The organism is Salinivibrio sp. KP-1 (assembly GCF_000968645.1).
GTDB lineage: Bacteria > Pseudomonadota > Gammaproteobacteria > Enterobacterales > Vibrionaceae > Salinivibrio > Salinivibrio siamensis.
The window spans coordinates 1-16,027 of the sequence record NZ_LAQR01000042.1 but is presented as its reverse complement, the minus strand read 5'-3'; the positions used below and the strand labels follow the sequence as shown (position 1 = coordinate 16,027).

Sequence of the window (16,027 nt, the reverse complement as noted above, 5' to 3'; positions counted from 1 at the left end):
AAAAACGCCACCCAATGCGGTGGCGTTTTTTTGGTTTGCTAAATGCGGTTTAGCTGCTCGCTTGTGATGGTGTCGAGGCGGTGGATTTACCCACCGACTCTGCCAGTAAAGACTTCATCACGCTGATGGTCATCAAGATCACTAACACACTGATGGGCAGGGCAGTGACCATGTTCGCGGTTTGCAGGGCTCTTAACCCACCGGCAACCAACAATACGGCAGCGACGGCACCGATCATAGTGCCCCAGAATACTCGAAAGCGTTTAGGCGGGTTATCATTGCCCATCGACAGAATCGTGGTAAGCACAAGGGTGCTCGAATCGGACGAGGTAATGAACCAACTAAATAGCAAGAAGATCATCATGGCGTTGAGTATCCATCCCCAGATCCCGCCGCCAGTAATGCCATCGGCGGTGGCAAACAGCGCCGCGGGTAAGTCCCAACCATTGACCAAATCAATAATCCCAGCGGTGCCAATCCCGGCATCAGCGACAAGCTCTTGATGCAACGCGTTACCGCCAAAAATCGCCAGCCAAGCAAAAATCATTAGGGTTGGCGCACACAGCACGCACACGACAAATTCTCGTAAGGTGCGGCCGCGAGAAATACGCGCAATAAATAGGCCAATAAAGGGCGCCCAGCCAATCCACCAGCCCCAATAGAAAATGGTCCAGGCATTTTGCCATGCAGAGGGGCCTTTCGCCTCCGGGAACCACAGCCCCATCGGGATAAACTCGACCAAATAGTCGCTCAGTGATGCCCCAAATATTTGCACTAACCAAGCCGTAGGCCCGCCGAATAAAAAGTAGGCAATCACCAGTGCGGAGACGATGATATTCCACTCAGAAATGATTCGGATCCCTTTGCCGACGCCAGAGAGAGACGACAAGATAGAGGCCACAGAAATCAGTGCAATAAGGATAACTTGAGTCGCGATACCTGGATCGATGCCAAATAGGCGATCGAGCCCCACGGCAATCTGACTGACACCGAGCCCCAGAGAGGTGGCGACACCGAACACGCAGCCAAGCACCCCCAAGATATCGATAATATGGCCGATGGGCCCGTAAATGCGATTACCAATCAGTGGGTGCACCGTGGAACGTAGTGCCAGAGGCAGCTTTTTCCGAAACGAGAAATAGGCGAGCGCGAGGCCCACAATCACATACACCGCCCAGCCGTGAAAGCCCCAATGGAAGTAGGTGACACGCAACGCATCGGCGGCGCGATCAAAGCCCATGGTGGTGGCACCCGCCATATCCGCATACGGGTTGTTGGGGTAGCCGAACGCACCACTTGTATCAAAGTAGAGCGTGGGTTCGGCTACCCCAAAAAACAGTATGCCAACGCCGACACCCGCGGAAAACAACATGGATAGCCACGAGAAGGTGCTAAACTCGGGCCGGTCGTCGTCATCACCTAAACGAATGTTACCTAAACGCGTGACGGCAATCGTCAAGCTGGCGACTAGTAACAGCACCAGTACCAGCATGTAATACCAACCAAAGGTCGATTCCACCCAGCCACGAGCAGCGGCAAATACACGGCCAGCTAAATCAGTATTAAATCCGGTAAAAAACACGAAGACACAAACCAGAAGCGTGGCGGCGATCATCATATTTTTATGAACACCTTTAAACAGGCCGGTTTGTGTGACGCAATCGGCAAACGGATGCTGCAATGCACTCGCATTGCTCGCATCCGACGTACTTCGTGTTGACATGAATCATTCCTCTTTTAACAACAAAACGCGCAACAATTTACGCAACGCGACCATTCTTTGCAAAAAAAAGAGCCATTAATCACATTATGTTGGATTGAAGTGCTGAGAAAAGCAGCGAAATGTGTCGATAAGACGGCCAGTGGAAGATTGTCTTCGTACACTCAAGATTGATTAAAACCTTAATAGATTGTTTAGGAGTGAGATGATGAAACCACAATCCGCTTCACGCGATACCATGCTGCAACTTGGATACCTTGGCTTGCTGCCTTTTATTGGCGGTGTCCTCGTCACTTGGGCCGATCTGACCTTATTTGGCCTCAGTGGAGAGCAGTTATTTTTAAGCTACAGTGCGGTGATTTTGAGCTTTTTGTCTGGTGTACTGTGGGGGAATGGTATCGATCATTTTTCTCATAAACTGAGCCGAAATGCGTTACTGCTGAGTAACTTGTTTGCACTACTGGCCTGGGGGGCGTTGATTCAAGGGGCGACCCAATACTTGATTGCCACCGGGTTACTTGCCATCGGTTATTTAGCGGTATGGTTAGCGGAAAAATGGATCCGAAAAAGTGAGAGTGAGGACACGTCTTCCGCCTATCAAACCATGCGTGGTCGCTTGACGGTGGCGGTTGTGGCCTGCCATGGATTGCTGCTTTTTGTGGTGTGAACGGTAAAAAGACCACCAAGAAAAACCTTACTGAGAATGAACCTATTGCAGTAATAGGCCGTACCCGTTACTTCGTGCGCAAAAAAACAATTAACTTAATAATGAGATTTAGGGCAGCGGGGTAACCAATGACGATCATACAGTATTTACGCGTGGTGTTTCTTGCACTCGGCATTGCGGTCGCGGCGAGTGGCTCGTATCTATTTAGCGAGATAAACACCGTCAAGGCACAGTTTAATGATGTGGTAGAGCGTAATGTGCGCCTGCTTAGCACCGTATCTGATCTTCGCTATTTTACCGTCACCTATCGCCGCTTCGCACTCGATTACGGTTTAACCGATGACAAACAAGAGCATCGCGATATTCTGGTGAAAATTGAGCGCAACGATCAAGAAGTCGGTGAAGCGCTCGATAAAATGAAGGCATTAACGGTCAGTGATAGCAACACAGAGGCGGTAGACACCATCGAGACACGCCTCAACAATTACCGCGACATGCAAAACGATTACATTTCGCTTATCGATAATGGCCGACTGGACGATGCGCGCCGCAAAATGTTGGGCCCTATGCTGGCACCGTTTGACCAGATAGTTGCCAACTTGGCCACGCTGCAAGAGACGTTGGAAGATCAAGCCAATGCGATAAAGACGCGAGAATCAGAAAAAATCGAGCGACTAATCTATATCGGTATTGCCGTGATTGTTGCACTGATTGTGCTGATGGCGGGTGTGGCGTTATTGCTACAACAGCGTATACGTGGGCCGCTGGCGCAGCTGGTTACCCAAATGCAACGGGTGGAAAGTGGTGACCTTACCCAACGTTTGGATCTTAACGCTTTTAACCGCGACGAGCTGGGACAAGCCGCTAATACCTTTGCGCAAATGCAAGAAAGCATTACCGACCTGATAGGGTCTTTAGTGAAAGGCACTAAGCGATTACAAACAGTCAGTGACGAGCTGTCGACCCAGGTCAGTCATACCGTGAACAGTGTTGAGCAACAACGTGGCGAGCTGTCACAGCTTGCCAGTGCGATGACACAAATGGAGTCGACCTTTGGGGAAGTGGCGAGCAATACGGTGAATGCCGCGGAGCACACTGATAAGACGCGTGAATACGCGGAGCAAGGTCGGCAGACCTTTGAACAATCTTACCAGCAAAGCGTGGCGGCAAAAGACCAAGTTAATGAAGCATCGCAAGTGATTGAGGCGTTAACCGAAGACAGCGAAAATATTGGTAAAGTCTCGGAAGTGATTAGCACTATCGCCGAGCAAACCAACTTGCTCGCGCTCAACGCGGCCATTGAAGCTGCTCGCGCGGGCGAAGCGGGTCGAGGTTTTGCGGTCGTGGCTGATGAAGTGCGTGGATTGGCGACCAAAACCCAATCATCGACCGATGAGATCAATCAAATCATTGAAGGGCTGCAAACGAAAGCGCGTCAAGCCTACAAAGTGATGAGCGATAGCCAAACGTTGACGCAAAAAGGGCTGGACGATGCCAAACGAGCGGCAGAAGCGATTGACACCATTAATGATGCGACGCAGCAGGTATCAGAAATGACAGGCGCGATTGCTACCGCGACCGAAGAGCAAACCACGGCAGCGGCCGACTTGAACCAAAATGTGTCAGCGATTCACCGCGCGGCGGAATCACTTGCCGAGACGGCGGAGCAAACCCGTCAAGCGTACGAACGTTTGGAAAAAGAAAACGCCAGTATCAAAGAGCAAGCGGAAGCCTTTAGGCTCGGATGATGTGCACTAAGCACGAGGCACTAAACAAAAAAAGTGCGCCCACGCGGCGCACTTTTTTATTACCTTGGCAATGTCTGTCAGCGTTAGCGAAATAAGTACAAAGACAAAAAATAGTTAATGTTTTGATTGATCGTTCGGAGCACGGCGGTCAAGCCTGCCTCGCTATGCTCAGTCACATCCCAGGGTACAAATTTTCCATAATCAGGTAATGGTAATCCGGATTGCACGGCAGCGGGGTTCATCGCAACCAGATAATCAACATACGTCAATCTCAGCTCGGCCAGCGGGGATGGCGTGATCCCTGACGTAGAGAGTTGAAACTGAATTAACGCTTTTGACGCTTGCGCCGTATGCATAGTGCTGGATGTATGTGCGCAGTGGACCTCAAAAAAACTGCTGGCTTTGTTTACCATCACCGCGGCGGCCATCAAAGAGGCACCGTGCTTACCATCGCATAAAAACAAAACGACCGGCTTACTCGGCACGGTATCGCCATGCATCGGTGTCTCGTCGGCACGCGCGTTTAACGAGACATTATCTTTGGCATCTATCATTGCCTTTACTCATCAAAAAAGGTGGAGGACGGGGCGTTCGATGGTGCATCGAGTCTACGCGCGTCAGTCCTTGGTGAGTCTATCCTAGCCCGCCATACGCACAGCGCCAGCGTGGTAAAAACAACTTTTGAATCTGTTACCAATGCGCCGCACTGTCATCAAACCTTCATGATTGCATAAAGGAACTGTCACTTTGTGCTCTTAATGTGTCTCCCCGTTAACCGAGTTCTTCGTTATGTGTAGATAAATTGATTTGCACAGCACTAACTTAAATAATCGACTTGGAGGTTGATGTGAAACTTAAAGCTCTCTTTGCAGCTACTACAGTATCAATGGCCGTGCTGGCCTCAGGTAGCGCAACGGCCGCAAACCGTGATTACATTAGCATCGTTGGCTCTTCTACCGTTTACCCTTTTGCTACTGTAGTTGCTGAGCGCTTCGGTCGCACGTCGCAATACTCAGTACCAAAAATCGAATCTACCGGTTCAGGCGGCGGTCTTAAGCTGTTCTGTGCAGGTGTGGGTGAAAACACGCCAGATATCACTAACGCATCACGTAAAATCAAAAGCTCGGAAATCGACCGTTGTAAGTCAAACGGTGTTGACGACATTGTTGAAATCAAAATCGGTTATGACGGCATCGCGCTGGCAAACTCGAAAATGTCTCAGCAATATGACTTGAGCTTGAAAGAGATCTACACCGCGCTCGCTAAAACCGTGCCAGACGGCAACGGCAACTTTATCGACAACCCAAATGAAACGTGGAAAGACGTGAACCCATCACTGCCTAACACCAAAATTGAGGTGCTAGGTCCACCACCAACATCAGGGACGCGTGACGCTTTTGTTGAGCTAGCCATGGAAGCGGGCTGTGCCGAGTACCCAGAAGTGGCGGCGCTTGAAGACAGCAACGAAGACAAATTCAAAGCGATTTGTCACGGCATGCGTGAAGATGGCGCTTTCATCGAAGCGGGTGAGAACGACAACCTTATCGTGCAAAAGCTTGAAGCAAACCCAGACGCACTTGGCATCTTCGGTTACAGCTTCCTAGAGCAAAACGCTGACAAGGTACAAGGCTCAAAAATCGCGGGTGTTGAACCAACGTTTGACGCGATTGGTAGCGGTGACTACCCCGTATCACGTTCACTGTACTTCTACGTGAAAAAAGCACACGAAGACGTGATCCCAGGTCTAAAAGACTACGTGACCGCATTCACTGCTGAAGATGCTATCGGCAACATGGGTTACCTGGCTGACCGTGGCCTTATCCCACTCGACAACAGTGAATGGAAACAAGTACGCAGCGCCGCAGTTGACCTAAAACCAAACCTGTAAGCGCAGTGTGAACACGAAAAGGTGGCACACATGAGGTGCCACCTTTGTGCGTGTTCAGGAGGAACAATGACAACACCCATGCTGATGACCGTAATTGCTGTTATTGCAATTTCAGGCTTTTTTATTGCTCGAGCACGTTCAATCAAGCTCGCCGATACGGCTGGCGGATTGAGTAAGCTTCATTCTCGTCCTAATTATTACGGCTCTTATGTTGCGATTCTCGCGGCTATTCCGGCACTGGTTCTCTTATTGTTGTGGCAAGCGGTAGAACCCAACTTGATCCACAGTTTGGTGATGGCACAGATATCTGATGCGTATGTTACGCAGTTCGGCAACGCCGACTTGCTATACAGTCAGATTGGAAACGTCGCTCGTGGCATCACCCAAACTGACGATGCTGTCTTGTTGGCAGCGGCTGACCACTATCAAATGCTGAACCAACTGGGAACGACATTGCGTTTCACCGCAATGACATCGCTCGCGTTAGCGGGTTTGGCTTTTGGCTGGCGCTCTCTGCGATTACGTCTTCGCGCTCGAAATCGCGTTGAAAATGTGATGCAGGCGTTTTTGCTGCTTTGCTCAACACTCGCGATTTTAACCACACTGGGCATTGTGCTCTCGGTGCTGTTTGAGGCGTTGCGCTTTTTCCAAATGATTCCGGTCACTGAGTTCATCTTTGGCACTGAGTGGTCGCCGCAAATTGCATTGCGCGCTGATCAGCAGGCGGCGAGTGGCTCATTTGGTGCGATTCCTTTGTTCACTGGCACCTTGATGATCTCGTTTATCGCCATGTGTATTGCGGCGCCAGTCGGGTTGATGAGTGCCATCTATTTAGCCGAATACGCATCGCCGCGTGTACGGGGTATCGTCAAACCGATTCTGGAAATCCTCGCCGGTATTCCGACGGTGGTTTATGGCTTCTTTGCCGCCTTGGTCGCCGCGCCGTTTATTCGTGATGTGGCACAGGCGATCGGCTTTAGCAGTGCCTCGTCAGAGAGTGCTCTGGCTGCGGGCGCGGTAATGGGGATCATGATTATTCCTTTCGTTTCGTCATTGTCAGACGACGTGATCACCGCTGTCCCCCAATCGCTGCGTGATGGTTCGTTCGGACTGGGCGCCACCCCGTCAGAAACGGTTCGTAAAGTGGTTCTACCGGCTGCGTTACCTGGCATTGTGGGCGGCTTATTGCTGGCTGTCTCACGTGCAATCGGCGAAACCATGATTGTGGTGATGGCGGCGGGTCTGTCTGCGAATCTAACGGCTAATCCACTTGACTCAGTGACCACAGTGACGGTGCAAATTGTAACCTTACTCGTGGGTGACCAAGAATTTGATAGTCCAAAGACCTTGGCGGCGTTTGCTTTGGGTCTGACATTATTTGTTGTGACACTCGCACTTAACGTGATTGCGCTGAACATCGTGAAGAAATACCGGGAACAATATGACTGATAAAATCGAAAAAATGGCGCAAGAAAAGCGCGCAAGGGTAAGGGCAAGCTTAGCAAAGCGCCGCGGGAAAGAAGGACGTTTTCGTTTTTACGGAATAGGCTCTATTTTCCTTGCGTTTACCTTCTTGGTTTTATTGCTCGGCTCGATCGTCTCGCAAGGTTATACCGCTTTCTACACCACGGAAATTCGCTTGACCGTTGATTTAAGTGAAGAAAACCTAGGTATTGAAGGCAAGCCATTAAATGACGAAACCCTTAAATACTTGGGTTATCGCTCAGTGCTGGCGGATGCCATTTTTGATGCCATGCCAGACGTGACGTCGCGTGGTGACAAACGTGAGCTGTTCCGTTTTCTGTCTAACGGCGCTGAGTATGACTTGCGTGACCGTGTGGCGGCCAACCCTGACTTGGTGGGGCAAGAGGTAGAAATTTGGGCACTCGCCGGCGATAACGTCAACCAATTTAATAAAGGCAATATCGATGGCAGCTTGCCGGAGTCTTATCGCCAGTTTAAGGACAAACACATTGGCTGGTTCAACCAGCTTAAAGAAGACGATCGTGTTCGTACCGTGTTTAACTCGCGCTTTTTCACCAATGGTGACAGCCGTGATGCTGAACTTGCTGGGATCTGGGGCGCGACCGTAGGCTCTTTCTATACGTTGCTGGTGACACTGGCATTAAGCTTCCCTATCGGGGTGGCAGCCGCGATTTACTTGGAAGAATTCGCGCCACGTAATCGCATCACTGAGATTATTGAAATCAACATCAATAACCTGGCAGCGGTACCGTCGATCGTGTTTGGTTTGCTGGGCTTAGCCGTGTTCCTCAACTTTGCCGACCTACCGCGTTCAGCGCCGGTTGTTGGCGGCTTGGTACTGACGCTGATGACGTTGCCAACTATCATTATTTCGAGCCGTGCATCTATCAAAGCGGTGCCACCCTCGGTACGTGACGCCGCCTTGGGTGTCGGCGCATCGAAAATGCAAATGGTGATTCATCATGTGTTGCCATTAGCTATGCCTGGCATGCTAACCGGGACCATTATCGGTATGGCACAAGCGCTGGGTGAAACCGCGCCGCTACTGATGATTGGTATGGTGGCCTTTATTGTGGATATCCCTTCAGGGCCACTGGATGCAGCCACTGCGTTACCCGTTCAAATTTACTTATGGGCAGAGAACCCTGAAAAGGGCTTTGTCGAAAACACCTCTGGCGCAATCATGGTATTGCTGGCATTCCTCGCGCTTATGAATGCCTGTGCCGTGATTCTGCGTAAGCGTCTTGAGCGACGCTGGTAAGTCGGGAGAAACAACCATGACGACGACAACAATGAACAATGTAGCCATGACCGAAGAAGTAGTAGATGCCACGCCGCAAAATACCGCGGCACCGACTGAGACGTGTGGTGTACCTTTCGTAGAAAACCCACGCATGACTGCCCGTAATGTATTTGTGAATTACGAGAACGGCTCAAAATCAGCGATTACCGATGTCAGTCTGGATATTGGTGAAAAAGAAGTCTTGGCGATGATTGGCCCGTCAGGCTGTGGTAAATCCACCTTCTTGCGCTGCCTAAACCGCATGAACGATACCATTCCTGGGTGCCAAGTGTCGGGTGATATTATTTTGGATGGCGAGGATATCTATCATCGCGACACCGAAATTGTGGAGCTTCGCTCGCAAGTGGGCATGGTATTCCAGCGTCCTAACCCATTCCCGAAATCGGTTTACGATAACGTGGCATATGGCCCACGTATCCATGGCTTGATTGACGGCAAAGACGAGTTGGATGCATTGGTTGAGCAATCACTGACGCGGGCAGGGCTTTGGAACGAAGTGAAAGATCGCCTGGATCAGCCCGCAACAGGCCTATCAGGCGGCCAGCAGCAACGTCTGTGTATCGCACGTACCATTGCTGTCGCGCCTGAAGTGATCTTGATGGATGAGCCTTGCTCGGCGTTAGACCCCATTGCCACGGGTATCATTGAAGAGCTGATTGCCGATCTGAAGAAAAACTTCAGCATTGTGATCGTCACGCACTCGATGCAGCAAGCGGCACGTGTGTCTGATCGCACCGCTTACTTCCACCTTGGCGACTTGGTTGAAGTAAACAGCACACAAAAAGTCTTTAATGACCCTGAGCACAAACTGACCTCTGACTACATTAACGGTCGCTTTGGTTAAGCCGATATGGCGCTGACCCAGCGCCATTGGTTATAGAGCAGGGGCGTTTGCTGATTATTTCAGCATTTAGCGATAAAAGTGCAAAAAGTCACTTTACATCAGCCACCTCTGCTCATACTATACGACCCGTTCCGGAGAGATGGCTGAGTGGTTGAAAGCACCGGTCTTGAAAACCGGCAAGGGTTAATAGCCCTTCTAGGGTTCAAATCCCTATCTCTCCGCCACATACCGAAAGCCGCTGCTCAGTCAGCGGCTTTTTTGCATTTATTGTCCCGCAAACTCCCAAACCCTGACCTCACCAACATTTTAGGCGTTTGTGCCTAAACAGCTATTCTGCACTTTGGTATTCTAACCCTTTATATTTCTGCCTCTTACATGGCATTTTTGGACGCCGCTAACCAACGGCGGTAGCGTGGGTGTTAAAGCAAATCCATTGGGCTTGTCGTGCCCGCAAATTGTTGCCCGATCACATGGGTATAGATCTGCGTGGTAGAGAGGTCGGTATGGCCCAATAAGGTTTGAATGGTGCGAATATCGTAACCCGCCAAAAGCATCTGTGTGGCAAAGCTATGACGAAACGTATGACAGGTAACGTGGTTATGGGTGATGCCGACCTTTTGCACCGCACGGTTTAAGGCTTTACGCAATCTTACCTAGCGGTTGGTTTAAAAACTGGTTGTAAAGAAAGGCTAGTGCATTGAGAGCTACCTTTTGTGTGTTCGTTGAAACTTGCTGCGCATTCGCCAAATAAGACAGAAACGTTTTTACATCCTCGTCGCCTAATCTCATGCTGAAGGCTTGCCATAAACGGGCTTTTGGTCATGATCCTTTCCCTCCATCTAAGACTGTATATTCATACAGCCTATCGGTAAGGAAACCCAAATAGTGTGCGCACTTTTTCGAGACACATTCACATTATCGCCGAAAGGGAAAATATTAGTGTAGTATAATCAAAGGGTTAAAAATTATCCTTTGAGGATAGTGTGAACGCCTTGTCCGAGATAGGCGGCGTGCACACTTTCGCAGACAAGGTGATTGCTTCAAGCGGTAAAAATGTGTTTAATTATAGGTAGTTAGTTAAAAAATGACGCGTATAACGGTTTTGACAAATCGAGCACGCGCACTAATACAATGTTAAATGAAAATGAAAGCTTGGTCTTATTCCATAAGATCACCACAAAAGGAGAGTCATTATGCCAGACAACAAAAACATTATTGCGCCGGACGATAAACGCAGGATTGACGTTAATGACCCAGCGGAAGTTAGAAATTGGTGCAAGTCCTTCGGTTGTACAGAAGCAGAATTGAAGGCAGCAGTGAAGGCGGCAGACAGCACTTATGCCAGAGATGTGCAGCAGTATTTATAGCATTTAACAATGCCAGTCAGCAGGACGCTCGCAAGCTCGCGCCTCTGCTGGCGGCGTTATATGCATAGGGGAGTTTAGTGGGAACATTTTTGAGAGATCAACACATAAAAAATGTGTCGGTAAATGAAGAGCTCTTGCAGCAAATTAATGACTTTCTAAGTGATAGAGAAAGATCTTCTAATGAAGTGTTGGAAGAGAAGGAAGCGGTTCAAGAAGATTTTTTGCTTTTAAATTACGTTATTCGTTTTGACAACCGTGGCTATAAGTTAACCGACTTTTCTGATGTAAAAAAATACTATTCACAAGCTTCAAAAGTAGAGCGCATTGTTTATACGTTGGATTCAAATCGAGCTGTCTTTTCTAATAAGCAACAGGGTACGAGTATAGAGTTACGTTTTGACTCCAATGACCCAAATAATACGTACCTTCAAATTTCATCTGATGATGGCGATCTAGTTGATTCAGTTTTTTGTGGGTTATTGGAGGTAATAAAAAAGTATCAAAATCATAACGGAAAAATCCGTAATGCTTGGACGCAATTATTAATCCAAATCTTAGGCGTTGGGCTTGGTTTTGTGGCGAGTCTTCTTATCACCTTGAAAGTCTACCCGTTTGTTAAAATAGAAAATGCGTTTGTCATTACGTTTTTATTTACCTTTCTTATTTTTTCGAATGCTTGGGGTTACATTAATCAACAGTTATTGAACTTAGTGAACCGCTTGTTCCCCAACATTAGGTTTATCAGAGCTGGACGTTACCGTTGGACTTGGGTGTGGCAATCTCTCGTTGGCGGGTTAATAGTTGCTTTTGCTCTCCTTATCATTAATGGTATTTTGGACTGGGTTATCAATATGTTGAGCGCTTATGTTCAATGGTAAATGCATATAACAAATTGCTTAAGAGTGACAGCTAACCTTTGGCGTTTTTGGTTCGGTAAGTTTTAGTGTTTACGGTGGCTTGGCTTGGGTTCAGTGGTCGGTTAGCTGCACCTTAGCAAAGCTACATGGATTCCCCCGTTCGTCAAGCATTCGCGAAGCGTATTGAGTTTGGTTTGGACTGCCGCTCTACATTCGGCCTTTTACTGACTCACGTCATGGCCCTGATGACATTGCGCGGTTGCAGTGCCTAATTCGTTAGAAGGCATCAAGGTGCCCGCCGCATTAACAGGCTCTCTGCAAATGGTCTTCACCGATACTCATCAACTTGCGTGTGCAATGACCCGGTTGGTGTATTCTCCTTACGACAGTGACGAGTTAGGCCGCGTAGTCTTGATAATCTGTTTGATGGTGCAACAACGCCCACACAATACGTGCATTTTTGGCTGCGAGAGCGACAATGGCGCGATTCATGCCACGTCGCTCAAGGATATTTCGCCCCCAGACACTGAGCCTATCTTGCTTATCACCTAGGTTCGTGATGACGGCTCTCGCGCCATGCACTAAGAGCGTTCTGAGATATTTATCTCCTCGCTTACTAATACGACCTAATCGCGGCTTTCCTCCGGTAGAGTACTGTTTGGGCACTAATCCAAGCCAAGCAGCAAAGTCTCTACCGGAATCAAACTGCTCGCCTTTTCCGATAGTGGCGATAATCGCCGTTGCTGTTTGTGGGCCAATGCCGCGAACATTAAGAATACGCTGAGCATTAGGACTGGCCTTGGTAACCATATCGAAACACTGCTCGGTATCGGCGATACGCTGATTAAGTGTTTGTAGGTGGTCAAAACAATCGGCCACGACAGCACGAGCAATATCAGGCAGGCCATTCTCTGCTGCCTCGAGAATGAGTGGTACTTCTCTGTGAATGGCGGCTCGTCCCGTTGGAATAATAATGCCGAACTCTGCCAGTAATGCACGAATACGATTAATGAGGGCGGTACGTTCATTGACCCAATGCTCACGTACACGATGAGTCGCGAGAATCGCTTGGCGTTCGGGTGACTTAACAGGAATGAACCGGCTGTTTGGACGCTGAACAGCGTCACAAATGGCAACGGCATCGTTCAGGTCATTTTTTCCTTTTGTGCGATAAGGACCGACGTACTTTGCGGCCATGATACGGGTATCGTGACCAAGCTTGTTGAATTCTCTGGCCCAATAATGTGCCCCACTGCAGGCCTCAATGCCTATGCACATTGTAGGCATATTTGCTAATGTAGCCAGTAGTTTAGCGCGTGAAACAGATTTATGGAGAATGACTTTTCCGTGGTCATCCACCGCGTGAAGAGAAAAGTGGTGCTTGGCGAGATCAACGCCACAAAAGAATTGAGTAGGCATGGTTACCTCCGGTATTAAAGGCCGCACCTAAGTGTGGCAGATTCTCAAGAGGGGGAATCCATGTCATTCGTTAAACCGTACCGTGAAATTGGAGATTATATGAACCCTAGAGATGACTCAGTGAATATTGCTGACGTTAAATTACATCAAGTATTAAAGTTAATGTACGTAAAATACAATAAGAGGCATAAAACTAGTGCCCAGATTGGTTCATTTAAATTTATCCCAGAAAATTTTTTCGAAGAGAACCATTCTGCTTTATTAATATTGATTCACGAGCAACGCACTCTTTCCAATTTATGCGACTACCATGACAAACAGATAATGAAGGCTATTTTTAACGGGATGGCTAAAAACAATTTTGTAGTACGTGACCGGTGCATGTATTACTTCACAGACATGGGTTACAGACAAGCATTAAAGTCATCAAATAAACTCAAATACTGGAATAAGTATCATACTGGTATTTTTTGGGGAGTCATCACTGCTATTGTAGGTTCACCAATCCTTGGTTGGGTTTTTTTTGGCTACTGAGTCCAGCGGTTTAACAGAGTAATCAAGGTGATGTGTTACGCTCGGCGGTTTTGGTTCGCAGTTCAGTGTGCTTGGTTGGTTCAGTGGGGCACACCTTATTGCAGGCGTTAGCAACCACGACTCTACACCTACGTATAAGGAAATAATAAGATGACAAAATCAGTTGAGTTTGTAAGTGAAGTTGAGTTTCGAAAAGATATAGCAGTATTAGCAAAAGCAATTCGAAATAATGATATGAAGCCCTTAGTTCTTTTCGGTGAAAATGGGATCGGGAAAAGCCCAATCTTGAAGCACATCGGAGGGGCGCACGAAATCTATAAATATGGCTCAGACCAGGAAATTAAAGATATAATTGTTGAATCTTTTAATCGAGGTTTTAATCAGTGTGACAGCGAAAGAAGCATTCAGCATGTCTTTTCAATTAACGATCAAGACCTGTTCAATGAAATAAAGCAAACAGGACTATTTCGCTGTTTTACTATGCGTCGGACAAGTCATACGATTCTGACATCGGTATTAAGTGAACCGTTGTAAATGGTTGCTAACAAGCAATTTAAGAGTGATTCTGGACTTGATCCGTTTTACTAGACACTGAGCAAAGGTTATCAAAAGTAGGTTATTGTTCATTCTTACGTATTTAATGGATGAATCATTTATAAGAGAAAATAATGAATACAATAAATATCCAGTATTATAAACATCCTTATGCCGAATTTATCCTTGGCTCTTATCAAGGTAAGCTTTGCTTGTGTGACTTCCGATATCGCAAGATGAGAAGGGCCGTTGATGAGCGCATTAAACGAATTCTTAACGCTGAGTTTGTAGAAAAAAGCGATGATGTTTTAGCCGCTACTCGCGTTCAGCTCGAGGAATATTTTTTGGGTGAGCGACAAGTTTTCGATTTGCCTTTACTATTGGCGGGTACCGATTTTCAACAGTCGGTATGGAATGCATTAAGCAACATTCAGTACGGTGACAGGGCGACGTACCAAGAGCTGGCAGTATCGATTGGTAATGAAGCCGCAGTGCGCGCGGTTGGCAATGCTAATGGCGCAAATGCGTTGGCGATCATCATTCCTTGTCACAGGGTTATCGGCACCCAAGGGGAGCTCATTGGCTATGGTGGCGGTTTGTCACTGAAAAAGCGCCTTTTAGAACTAGAGCAGAACTTATTCATTTAAGGATAGAGTAGGGGCGTATGAGAGCGGAGCTGAGAGCGAAAATCCTGGCAGTATGTGACCAAAAAATCAAAGCGAAAGGCGAGAATGTCAGCGTGTCATTTTATGCGTTCTTCAAAAATAAAAATGACGATCCAGAGCAGTTGATGGAAGCTGCAACATGGTGGATACAGACCCATCAGTTAGATCATTTTGTTAAGGCACGAGTCATCAAAGAGATGATCAAAAATAATTTATGACGGCTGCGGAAATCATGGCCTATTTTGCCGACAAGGTGTAATTCAGGTTCACAAGGATGGCACTGGGTAGCGGGGCACAGGCCCAGACAGCCAGACTGGCTTCGTCGCTCTGATGTTAGAAATCCCGCGACGGTTGAGGTAGCATTGCCGACTTTTTCAGCGGTGAGAGGCATTTATGTATATCGGCTTTGACTATGGTACAGCCAATTGTTCGGTGGCAAAGATTGAAAATGGTCAGCCGACGCTGTTACGCCTAGAAGGGGATAGCACGTTTATTCCTTCCTCCCTTGCCGCACCTACGCGCGAATCGGTGTCTGAGTATCTGTTTCGTCATCGGGGCATCAAGCCGCTAGATACGATTGGCGAGCAGATGTTGCGCCGCGCGAACCATGTAAATCGAGAGGAAAGTATTGAACTTGAGGTGGAGGACATGGCGTTTGGTCAAGCGGCGCTCGATCGCTATCTCGATGATCCGCGCGATATGTACTACGTGAAATCCCCTAAATCTTTCCTTGGCGCATCAGGTTTACGTGATGCTCAACTGCGCTTTTTTGAAGATCTCGTATGCGCAATGATGGATAACATCAAAACCCAAGCCGACCACCAAACCCAACAGAGTATCACTGATGCAGTGATCGGTCGGCCGATCAATTTTCAAGGTCGTGGAGGCGAGACGGCAAACCGCCAAGCCGAGGGTATTTTGCTCAATGCGGCTAAGCGGGCGGGTTTTAAACAGATTGAATTTCAGTTTGAACCGGTCGCTGCCGGTCTGGACTAT

16 protein-coding genes, 1 tRNA gene and 2 pseudogenes are annotated in these 16,027 nt (G+C 48.1%); 14 read left to right on the top strand and 5 right to left on the bottom strand.

The annotated features are described in order from the left end of the window. Positions 1-49 precede the first annotated feature (49 nt). Positions 50-1,723 carry a BCCT family transporter gene (locus WN56_RS11900; RefSeq protein ID WP_077638998.1) on the bottom strand — a complete coding sequence of 558 codons (1,674 nt, stop codon included), beginning with the start codon at positions 1,721-1,723 and terminating at the stop codon, positions 50-52. Positions 1,724-1,925: 202 nt separating this feature from the next. On the opposite strand from WN56_RS11900, the gene WN56_RS11895 reads away from it, so the two are divergent. Both WN56_RS11895 and WN56_RS11890 read left to right on the top strand, forming a co-directional pair. Beyond that, on the top strand, positions 1,926-2,387 hold the full coding sequence (locus WN56_RS11895; protein WP_231637438.1) for a DUF3429 domain-containing protein: 462 nt from the start codon (positions 1,926-1,928) through the stop codon (positions 2,385-2,387). Between the two features lie 128 nt (positions 2,388-2,515). After that, positions 2,516-4,135 carry a methyl-accepting chemotaxis protein gene (locus tag WN56_RS11890; RefSeq protein ID WP_046075219.1) on the top strand — a complete coding sequence of 540 codons (1,620 nt, stop codon included), beginning with the start codon at positions 2,516-2,518 and terminating at the stop codon, positions 4,133-4,135. An 83-nt stretch (positions 4,136-4,218) separates the two neighbouring features. On the opposite strand, the gene WN56_RS11885 is transcribed toward WN56_RS11890, so the two are convergent. Next, positions 4,219-4,689 (bottom strand): hypothetical protein, encoded by a 471-nt coding sequence (locus tag WN56_RS11885; RefSeq protein ID WP_046075218.1) that lies wholly within the window; start codon positions 4,687-4,689, stop codon positions 4,219-4,221. Between the two features lie 293 nt (positions 4,690-4,982). On the opposite strand from WN56_RS11885, the gene WN56_RS11880 reads away from it, so the two are divergent. From WN56_RS11880 to WN56_RS11860, 5 genes are all read left to right on the top strand, one after another. Further along, a complete protein-coding gene (locus WN56_RS11880; RefSeq protein ID WP_046075217.1) occupies positions 4,983-6,023 on the top strand; it encodes a substrate-binding domain-containing protein in 1,041 nt (346 codons plus the stop codon). 66 nt (positions 6,024-6,089) lie between these two features. Continuing rightward, positions 6,090-7,472, top strand: coding sequence for a phosphate ABC transporter permease subunit PstC (gene pstC, locus WN56_RS11875; RefSeq protein WP_046075216.1), 1,383 nt, complete (start codon positions 6,090-6,092; stop codon positions 7,470-7,472). Beyond that, on the top strand, positions 7,465-8,769 hold the full coding sequence (gene pstA / locus WN56_RS11870) for a phosphate ABC transporter permease PstA (RefSeq protein WP_046075215.1): 1,305 nt from the start codon (positions 7,465-7,467) through the stop codon (positions 8,767-8,769). The genes pstC and pstA overlap by 8 nt, the downstream gene beginning before the upstream one ends. 46 nt (positions 8,770-8,815) lie before the next feature. Next, positions 8,816-9,655: a phosphate ABC transporter ATP-binding protein PstB gene (pstB, locus tag WN56_RS11865; protein WP_197075756.1), complete on the top strand. Its 840-nt coding sequence runs from the start codon at positions 8,816-8,818 to the stop codon at positions 9,653-9,655. Between the two features lie 133 nt (positions 9,656-9,788). After that, a tRNA-Ser gene (locus tag WN56_RS11860) sits at positions 9,789-9,879 on the top strand. A gap of 195 nt (positions 9,880-10,074) precedes the next feature. Here WN56_RS11860 and WN56_RS17170 read toward each other — a convergent pair. Both WN56_RS17170 and WN56_RS17165 read right to left on the bottom strand, forming a co-directional pair. Beyond that, positions 10,075-10,302, bottom strand: a pseudogene (locus tag WN56_RS17170) (tyrosine-type recombinase/integrase); the annotation flags it as partial. Further along, positions 10,295-10,444 (bottom strand): phage integrase N-terminal SAM-like domain-containing protein, encoded by a 150-nt coding sequence (locus WN56_RS17165; RefSeq protein WP_077579000.1) that lies wholly within the window; start codon positions 10,442-10,444, stop codon positions 10,295-10,297. The pseudogene WN56_RS17170 and the gene WN56_RS17165, both read right to left, overlap by 8 nt. A 404-nt stretch (positions 10,445-10,848) precedes the next feature. On the opposite strand from WN56_RS17165, the gene WN56_RS16775 reads away from it, so the two are divergent. Both WN56_RS16775 and WN56_RS11850 read left to right on the top strand, forming a co-directional pair. Next, a complete protein-coding gene (locus tag WN56_RS16775; protein WP_077639274.1) occupies positions 10,849-11,022 on the top strand; it encodes a DUF3606 domain-containing protein in 174 nt (57 codons plus the stop codon). Positions 11,023-11,099: 77 nt separating this feature from the next. Beyond that, complete coding sequence (locus WN56_RS11850) at positions 11,100-11,900, top strand: hypothetical protein (RefSeq protein WP_046075212.1); 801 nt, start codon at positions 11,100-11,102, stop codon at positions 11,898-11,900. A gap of 375 nt (positions 11,901-12,275) precedes the next feature. Here the strand turns inward: WN56_RS11850 and WN56_RS11845 are convergent, their stop codons facing one another. Then, on the bottom strand, positions 12,276-13,298 hold the full coding sequence (locus WN56_RS11845; RefSeq protein WP_046075211.1) for an IS110 family transposase: 1,023 nt from the start codon (positions 13,296-13,298) through the stop codon (positions 12,276-12,278). Between the two features lie 33 nt (positions 13,299-13,331). Between WN56_RS11845 and WN56_RS11840 the strand changes: the two genes are divergently transcribed. The 5 genes and pseudogenes from WN56_RS11840 to WN56_RS11820 form a co-directional block, all read left to right on the top strand. After that, on the top strand, positions 13,332-13,832 hold the full coding sequence (locus WN56_RS11840) for a hypothetical protein (protein WP_156146675.1): 501 nt from the start codon (positions 13,332-13,334) through the stop codon (positions 13,830-13,832). A gap of 150 nt (positions 13,833-13,982) precedes the next feature. Continuing rightward, entirely contained in the window at positions 13,983-14,366 is a 384-nt protein-coding gene (locus tag WN56_RS11835; protein WP_046075209.1) for a hypothetical protein, read from the top strand. Between the two features lie 134 nt (positions 14,367-14,500). Beyond that, positions 14,501-15,013 carry a methylated-DNA--[protein]-cysteine S-methyltransferase gene (locus tag WN56_RS11830; RefSeq protein ID WP_046075208.1) on the top strand — a complete coding sequence of 171 codons (513 nt, stop codon included), beginning with the start codon at positions 14,501-14,503 and terminating at the stop codon, positions 15,011-15,013. Positions 15,014-15,030: 17 nt separating this feature from the next. Continuing rightward, complete coding sequence (locus WN56_RS11825; protein WP_046073027.1) at positions 15,031-15,249, top strand: DUF6500 family protein; 219 nt, start codon at positions 15,031-15,033, stop codon at positions 15,247-15,249. Between the two features lie 175 nt (positions 15,250-15,424). Next, positions 15,425-16,027 (top strand): annotated as a pseudogene (locus WN56_RS11820) (molecular chaperone); the annotation flags it as partial.

Coding starts and splice junctions, on each gene's coding strand:
- WN56_RS11900 (WP_077638998.1), bottom strand. CDS start 1,723: ATGTCAACACGAAGTACGTCGGATGCGAGCAATGCGAGTGCATTGCAG.
- WN56_RS11895 (WP_231637438.1), top strand. CDS start 1,926: ATGATGAAACCACAATCCGCTTCACGCGATACCATGCTGCAACTTGGA.
- WN56_RS11890 (WP_046075219.1), top strand. CDS start 2,516: ATGACGATCATACAGTATTTACGCGTGGTGTTTCTTGCACTCGGCATT.
- WN56_RS11885 (WP_046075218.1), bottom strand. CDS start 4,689: ATGATAGATGCCAAAGATAATGTCTCGTTAAACGCGCGTGCCGACGAG.
- pstC (WP_046075216.1), top strand. CDS start 6,090: ATGACAACACCCATGCTGATGACCGTAATTGCTGTTATTGCAATTTCA.
- pstA (WP_046075215.1), top strand. CDS start 7,465: ATGACTGATAAAATCGAAAAAATGGCGCAAGAAAAGCGCGCAAGGGTA.
- pstB (WP_197075756.1), top strand. CDS start 8,816: ATGACCGAAGAAGTAGTAGATGCCACGCCGCAAAATACCGCGGCACCG.
- WN56_RS17165 (WP_077579000.1), bottom strand. CDS start 10,444: ATGAGATTAGGCGACGAGGATGTAAAAACGTTTCTGTCTTATTTGGCG.
- WN56_RS16775 (WP_077639274.1), top strand. CDS start 10,849: ATGCCAGACAACAAAAACATTATTGCGCCGGACGATAAACGCAGGATT.
- WN56_RS11845 (WP_046075211.1), bottom strand. CDS start 13,298: ATGCCTACTCAATTCTTTTGTGGCGTTGATCTCGCCAAGCACCACTTT.
- WN56_RS11835 (WP_046075209.1), top strand. CDS start 13,983: ATGACAAAATCAGTTGAGTTTGTAAGTGAAGTTGAGTTTCGAAAAGAT.
- WN56_RS11830 (WP_046075208.1), top strand. CDS start 14,501: ATGAATACAATAAATATCCAGTATTATAAACATCCTTATGCCGAATTT.
- WN56_RS11825 (WP_046073027.1), top strand. CDS start 15,031: ATGAGAGCGGAGCTGAGAGCGAAAATCCTGGCAGTATGTGACCAAAAA.